Genomic DNA, 7,073 nt, shown 5'->3' with positions numbered 1-7,073 from the left:
CCGAGACTTGATCGAGCAACTGCCCCAGCACCTGATCCACCGAAAGCCCCTCGATGTCCAGCTCTGGCGCCAGCCGCACGCGATGGCGCAGCACGGCCAGGGCGCAGCCCTTGATGTCGTCCGGTACCACGAATTCGCCGCCGCGCAGCAAGGCCCGGGCGCGGGCGCAGCGGACCAGGGCGATCGAGGCGCGGGGTCCGGCGCCGATTGTCAGGCCTGGCCAGGTGCGGGTGGCGCGGGCCAGGCGCACGGCGTAATCGAGCACCTGGTCGTCCATCGGCAGGTCGCTGGCGATGCGTTGCAGCGCTTGCACGTCCTTGGCTTGCAACACCGTGCGCAGCGGTTGCACATCGAGCATGTCGGCGCGGGTCGAGCGGCTGACCTGGCGCACCATGTCCAGTTCCTGCTCGGCGTCGGGGTAGTCCATGCGCACCTTGAGCATGAAACGGTCGAGCTCGGCCTCCGGCAGCGGGTAGGTGCCTTCCTGTTCGATCGGGTTCTGGGTGGCGAGCACCATGAATGGCTGGGCGATCGGCAACGCTCGGCCTTCGAGGGTGACTTGGCGTTCCTGCATGGCTTCGAGCAATGCCGCCTGGGTCTTGGCCGGCGCGCGGTTGATCTCGTCGGCCAATAGCAGGTTGGTGAACACCGGCCCCTTGCGCAGCTTGAACTGCTCGGTCTGCAAGTCGTACACCGCGTGGCCGGTGACGTCGCTGGGCATCAGGTCGGGGGTGAACTGAATGCGCGCGAACTCCCCGCCAAAACAGCGGGCCAGGGCGCGCACCAGCAACGTCTTGCCCAGCCCCGGCACGCCTTCGAGCAGGACATGACCGCCGGCGATCAGCGCCGTGAGCACATCGTCGATCACCGCGACCTGGCCGACCACGGCCTTGTGCAGCTCGGTGCGGATCGCCTGGGCCAGTTGACTGGCGCGCTGGCGTTGCTGGGCGGCGTGGGCCTGGCCGTCTGAAGGTTCGTTCTGTTCAGTCATAAGGCATTCCTGAGGGTTTGCAAAAGGGCGACCTGGCGGCAGAACTCGGCGCTGGACAGGCGTTGTTTCGGTCGAGGGCTGAGGGCCTGGCTGATGGCTCGCGTAGGCTGTCGGGACAGGCGGGCAAGCACTTGCCATTGTTCGGCGACGACCAATTGTTCAAAACCGGGATGAATCTGGCGCGCCCGGCGCAATACGTCCTGTTGCAGGCTCTGCAGCAGGTGTTGCTGGCCGTTGTGGCGCAAGTGGAAGGCGGCGCTGGCTTGCAGGTGCTCCTGCAGTTGGCGCCTGGCCTTGGACGCCGGTTGTTGCAACGGGCCGTGACGCACCGCCGAGCGCCAGAGCCAAAGGGCGATCAAGGCCAGCAACGCCACGATGGCTTGAGGGAAGTAGCGCAGCAGCAGGGTCAGCAGGTTGTCATGGTCGGTATTGAATAGCAGCGTGACGTCGGTGTCGGCGCTCAGGTACCAGAGCAGCCAGGCATTGTCGTATTGGTCGATGTGATCGTTTTTCCACAGCTCGGCATCGGTGAGCACGGTGATCGTGCCCTGGCCGTAATTCATTTGCATCAGGTGGGTCGACGCCTCGCTGTTGGCCCACGCCTGGGCGAGGTTCAGCGGGTCTTCGAGGTGGAAGTCCGTGTCGAAGCCGAGGTAGGCCGGCGCCTCTTCGTCTTCCAGATAGAGTTTGGTCAGCTCGGGATAGGGATCCTTGATCAGCTCCGGCTCCGGTGCCTTGAGGTCCTTGCTCAAGAGTTGGCGCAGGCGCACGCGGTCCAGCAGCAGGTCGCCGCTGCTGCTCGTGCTGTCGTCCCACAAGGCTTCGGCGACGAACAGCAGTCGGCCGCCGGCGCGGGTCCAGTTCATGACTTGATCGACGTCTCGTGGCGTCATGTTGCTTCGCTCACCCAACAGCAACAGTGTACGTTGGCGCGGCTCCAGCGTCGGCAGGACGTCCAGGCTGTTGGCGTGATCGACGTTGATGCCTTGCTGACGCAAATAATGTTCGGCGGCCAGGTAAGGGTTGGCCTGGGCTTCAGGGGACGGGCCGTGCTCGATGACCTCTTGATACGGCACGGCTTTGATGTACAGGAAAATGGCCAACACACCGCCCAGCGCGGCAACCAAGGCGCCGACCAGCCATCCCGCGCGCCGGCTCATCGGGAAGCTCCCGGACCGAACAACCCGCGCCAACCATCGCACAGTTCCTGTTGCAGATGAGCCGGTGGCGGCCGGTGTCCGTAGGCAACGTTTTGCCAGTGCAGGGTCAGGTGCTTGCTGAACGCCATCAGTTGTTCATGCTGGAGCTGTTCTACACGTTGCAACACCTGGCCTTCGGTGTCGGACGGTTTCAACGGGATGCCGAACCCGTGGTGCAAGCGGCTGAGCAGGGCCCGATAGAGCAGGCCCAACGCCTCTCGGGGTGCGCTGGACCACAATTGTTCGGCGCTGCTCGCCACGTCGTCCGGCAGGCTTTCTTCGCGGATATCCAGGCCGAACATCCGTGCTGGCGTCGGCCACTCCATCACTTGGCCCTTCGCCGGTCGCCGGTTCACCAGGGCATTGAGTCTTTCCCGATAACGCCAGGCCAACCAGGCGACCGCACCTATCAGGGCGGCCCAGAGCAATACCTGGATCAGCGCAGCGACGGTTTCGAAGCGTTTGGCACTCCAGTTGAACATCGATTTGAGCCAACCCGGGGCTTTGTCGGCCTCGGCCGGCTCAGGGGCTTCTTCGCCAAAGCGATAGCGCGTCACGGTTTCCGGGTTCTTGAAGGGCGGGGCGTCGAGGATGGCCTTAATGCCTTCGCGAGAGGCTTCGCTGGTGACGGGTTGGTGCAGCAGGCGAGGGCTGTCCGGCGCTGTGCCTTCCTCGGCCGCCCAGGCGGGTGGCGCCATGGGCAGCAGCATTACCGCCGCCAGCATCAGCAGGGGGGCAGCCGCACTCAGGCGCTGGCGCAGGCGGCGGAAAACCAGTTCGATGTCCCAGGCCTCGAGAATTGTGCGTCGATTCAGATAGAGGCTGAAGCCGCAGGCGACGTAGATCGGCTCCCAGACAATCAGCAGCAGCGGATAAAGGAAATTGAGCAGGTGTTCGAGCCACAGCCAGTCATGCTCGGCGACGGCGATCAGGGTTTGCCAGTCCCATTCCAGTTCGACTTGTTGCGGCACGAACAGATAGAACAAGGCCATCAGGCCAAACCACAAGGCCGTTTCCAGATGCACGCCAATGATGGTCAACCACTGCGCCGCGCCGCCGTTGCGTTGCAGCAATACACGCAAGCGCTGTTCCCGTGCTTCACCGGCGAGCCCTTCGAGTTGCACGACGGGCATCAGGAAGCTTCGGCTCAGACTCAATCGGCGCCAGGTCAGGCTGGCCAGCAACTGCGGCTTGAGCAGCGCCGGCCATTGGCGCAAGGCCTGTTTCAATGTGGGCGTCTCGCCAAACAGTGCCTTGGAGACGATGTACAGGGGCAGGCGGTCAAAGGCTGGTTTCAGCCACCAGAACACAAACACCACCAAGGACGGTGAATCCCACAGCAGCAGGCTCAGCAACGCATACACCGGCAGCGTGACGATGGCCCAACTGGTCATCAACAACCGTCGATGCTGCTGGGCCATCAAGACCCCGAGGTCCATGGCTTCCCATGTGGTGCGCGGTCGAATGGTTACGGTGACGTCACTCAGGCGCATGCTGGCCTCGCCCGGCAAACAGCAGGTAACCCAGCATCAACAGCCACAACAACGTACCGACGGTGTACTTGGTGGCGGTGGTCACTGCGCTGGAGGACCAATAGGCCTCGATGAACGCGGCGATGAGCAGGAAAAGGATCACGCCGCCGATCATCAGCACGCTTTTACCGGCGGCGAGTCGCAAGGCTTCGCCGCGGGTCAGGCGTCCCGGCGCGATGAGTGACCAGCCCAGTTGCAGGCCCGCGGCACCGGCCAGGACAATGGCGGTGAGCTCGAAGGCGCCGTGGCCGATCACGAATGACCAGAACGTCCCGCCCGAGCCGATCTGGGTCAGGTGACCGGCCACCGCGCCAATGGTCAGGCCGTTGAAGAACAGGAAGAACGCGCTGCCCAGGCCAAACAGCAAGCCGCTGGCGAAGGTCTGAAAGGCAATGCCGATGTTGTGCATGATGTAATAGCCGAACATGACCCAGTCTTCGCTGGCGGCCCGCTCGATCGAACGTCCCAGATGCCCTGCCGCCGGGTCGTACATGCTGCGGATCTGGCTGATCTCCTCGACGCCCAGCAGGCTGTAGACCAGCTCCGGAAACAGGTAGACCAACAATCCGATGCCGGCCAGGCTGCCCAGGAACATCAGGCCGGCCGCGAGTACGAATCGCCATTGTTCGCGAACCAGGCGTGGGAAACCGGCAAGGATGAACGCCGACAAACTCGCTGTCGGCCGACTGCGGTCACGGTAGAGCTGCTGGTGGCCGCGTAGCGCCAGTTGTTGCAAGGTGTCCACCAGCAAGCTGCTGTAGCCCCGCGCCTGGGCCAGCGCCAGATGATGGCAAAGCCGCCGATAGACGTGGGGGAAGTCGCTGCTCTGGGCAACGCTGCGGCTGCGCTCCAACTGGTCGAGCAGACGGGACAGGTGTTCCCATTCCCCTTGGTGGCGACTTTCGAACAGGCTTTGCTTCATGTCGGCCCCAGCAGGCCGCGGGCGATGCCATTCAGTTCCGCGACCGCGCCGGTGGGGTGCACCTTCAGCGGGACGGCCAGGATGGTTGCCAGTTCAGTGAGCCGTGCTTGGGAAAGTTCAGCCTGGCGTTCGGCGAACCCCAGCACGGCGCGTTGTTCGGCCAAGGCCAGGGCAAAAGGTGGGCGCAACGGTCGGGCCATTGGCAGTTCGGGACGCTTGACCGGTTGCTCGCGATAGACCACCAACGTGCCGGCCGCCAGGTCGCCGAGGCGTTTGAAGGTTGGGTGTTGCAGGCAACTGATCGCGCCGAAGGCGTAGCCAAAGGGCAGCATGTCGACGAAACGCAGCAGGTTGCGGATCAATGAGGCGGACCAGCCGATCGGCCTGCCGTCGTCCTGCACCACGCGCAACCCCATCATTTGCTTGCCCGGCGAGCGGCCCTGGTTGAACAGTTCGAACAGCACCATGTACCACCAGCTGATAACGAACAGCAGGATCGACCCCAGGCCGATGCCCACTTCACCAAAAAATGCCAGGACGAAAAACAGCACCCCCAGCACCAGCCCGCGTATCCCCAAGTCGATGGCGAAGGCCAGCGCACGGGGCATCAGCCCCGCCGGGCGCAGTGGCAGGTCGATGCCTTCGGGCGTTTCGACCTGGTAGCGCGTGTCCAGTGGTGGCGGCAGCGGCGCGTTCCTTTGCAGTGCTGGTGTCTCGAGCATGGGCAACCTGTGATGGGCCGTTCGAACGTTCGATCTCGGCCCAGATGCTAGCAGTCTTCGTGCGGGCGCACGATACAACTGTTTGTGTCATTTCATGGGCTGCAACAGGATCGCTGGCGGAAACGGTGGCGGGTGTCGGGTTCGAACGCCTAGACTTCGCCAGTCTTCAGCTCAGGAACCCACCGTGACTTCCATCTTCTGGTACGACTACGAGACCACGGGCATCAATCCGCGTTGCGACCGACCCTTGCAAGTGGCGGGGATCCGTACCGATTTCGAGCTCAACGAAATCGACGCGCCGGTGAACCTCTACTGCCGGCCCAGCGATGACATCCTGCCGCATCCGGCCGCCTGTGCGATTACCGGCATCACTCCGGCGCAACTGGCGGAAAAAGGCTTGAGCGAAGCCGATTTCATGACCCGCGTCCACGCGCAGTTGGCAGCCCCCGGGACCTGTGGCGCGGGTTACAACACCTTGCGCTTCGACGATGAAATGACCCGCTACAGCCTGTATCGGAATTTTTTCGATCCGTATGCGCGGGAGTGGCAGGGCGGCAACAGCCGCTGGGACTTGATCGACCTGGTGCGCGCCGCCTATGCGTTGCGCCCCGAGGGCATCACCTGGCCGCAAGAGGATGGCCGCGTCACCCTCAAGCTCGAACGACTGACCGCTGCCAACGGCATCGACCATGGCCAGGCCCATGATGCGTTGTCAGATGTGCGCGCGACGATCTCCCTTGCCCGGTTGATCCGCCAGAAGCAACCCCGGCTTTATGACTGGTTGTTCCAGTTGCGCAGCAAACAGAAAGTGCTGGACCAGGTTCGCCTGTTGCAGCCGATGGTGCACATCTCCGGGCGTTTCTCGGCGGCGCGAAACTACATCGGGGTGGTGCTGCCGCTGGCCTGGCATCCGAAGAACCGCAACGCCTTGATCGTCTGCGACTTGCATCTGGATCCCCAGGGCCTGCTGGATCATGATGCGCAGATCCTGCGTCAGCGGTTATACACCCGCCGCGAAGAGCTGCTCGACGGCGAACTGCCGGTGCCCCTCAAACTCATTCATATCAACAAGTGCCCGGTGGTTGCGCCACTGGCTGTCCTGCGGGCCGAGGACCAACTACGGCTGCAGCTGGACATGGAGGGCGTGCGGGAGCGGGCGCTGCGGCTAACTGACGCACAACACGTCTGGCAAGACAAACTCCAGGCTATTTATGGGCAGGAAGATTTCACCGCCAGCGAAGATCCCGAGCAGCAGTTATATGTGGGGTTCTTGGGGGATCGAGATCGTCGTTTATGTGAGCAAGTTCGCATGGCGGATCCGGCTCAATTGGCACAAGGGCATTGGCCTTTTGACGATGAACGACTGCCGGAATTATTGTTTCGATATCGTGCGCGCAACTTTCCGGACACCTTGGATCCGGAAGAGCAGGCGCGCTGGAAATTATTTTGCCAGCAGCGCCTGTCATCCCCGGAGTGGGGCGCGCCTAATACGTTGAACAGTTTCGATGAGGCAATGGCAGAGTGGATGGGGCTTTCTACATCATTGCAGCAAGAGGTACTGATGCAGTGGCAAGGCTACAGCCAACAATTGCGTAAACGTTTTAGCCTTTGAATTGTCACGCTGCGATTCAATCCCCGGGGGGTTAAACGAAGGCATAAAAAAACGCCAGCAATGGCTGGCGTTTTTTTGCCTGGCAAGCTTCGCGT

General features: G+C 62.7%; 6 protein-coding genes. 1 reads left to right on the top strand and 5 read right to left on the bottom strand.

Going from position 1 to position 7,073, the window contains the following annotated elements:
- The 5 genes from FHK92_RS14760 to FHK92_RS14740 form a co-directional block, all read right to left on the bottom strand.
- Window positions 1-991, bottom strand: a 991-nt coding sequence (locus FHK92_RS14760) for an AAA family ATPase (protein WP_181288738.1), incomplete at its 3' end; no start/stop codon positions are given.
- Complete coding sequence (locus tag FHK92_RS14755) at window positions 988-2,151, bottom strand: DUF4350 domain-containing protein (protein ID WP_181288702.1); 1,164 nt, start codon at window positions 2,149-2,151, stop codon at window positions 988-990. The genes FHK92_RS14760 and FHK92_RS14755, both read right to left, overlap by 4 nt.
- Window positions 2,148-3,683: a DUF4129 domain-containing protein gene (locus FHK92_RS14750; RefSeq protein WP_181288701.1), complete on the bottom strand. Its 1,536-nt coding sequence runs from the start codon at window positions 3,681-3,683 to the stop codon at window positions 2,148-2,150. Before FHK92_RS14750 ends, FHK92_RS14755 begins: the two co-directional genes overlap by 4 nt.
- Window positions 3,670-4,644: a stage II sporulation protein M gene (locus FHK92_RS14745; RefSeq protein WP_181288700.1), complete on the bottom strand. Its 975-nt coding sequence runs from the start codon at window positions 4,642-4,644 to the stop codon at window positions 3,670-3,672. The genes FHK92_RS14750 and FHK92_RS14745 overlap by 14 nt, the downstream gene beginning before the upstream one ends.
- Window positions 4,641-5,366: an RDD family protein gene (locus FHK92_RS14740; RefSeq protein ID WP_181288699.1), complete on the bottom strand. Its 726-nt coding sequence runs from the start codon at window positions 5,364-5,366 to the stop codon at window positions 4,641-4,643. The genes FHK92_RS14745 and FHK92_RS14740 overlap by 4 nt, the downstream gene beginning before the upstream one ends.
- Before the next feature lie 184 nt (window positions 5,367-5,550).
- Here FHK92_RS14740 and sbcB point away from each other — a divergent pair, with 184 nt between their 5' ends.
- Window positions 5,551-6,978 carry an exodeoxyribonuclease I gene (sbcB, locus tag FHK92_RS14735; protein WP_181288698.1) on the top strand — a complete coding sequence of 476 codons (1,428 nt, stop codon included), beginning with the start codon at window positions 5,551-5,553 and terminating at the stop codon, window positions 6,976-6,978.
- Window positions 6,979-7,073: the final 95 nt, after the last annotated feature.

The sequence above is a fragment of the Pseudomonas brassicacearum subsp. neoaurantiaca genome (assembly GCF_013608025.1).
Taxonomy (GTDB): Bacteria; Pseudomonadota; Gammaproteobacteria; order Pseudomonadales; family Pseudomonadaceae; genus Aquipseudomonas.
Note: the sequence above shows the minus strand (reverse complement) of the source record. Positions and strands in the feature narration are given on the sequence as shown.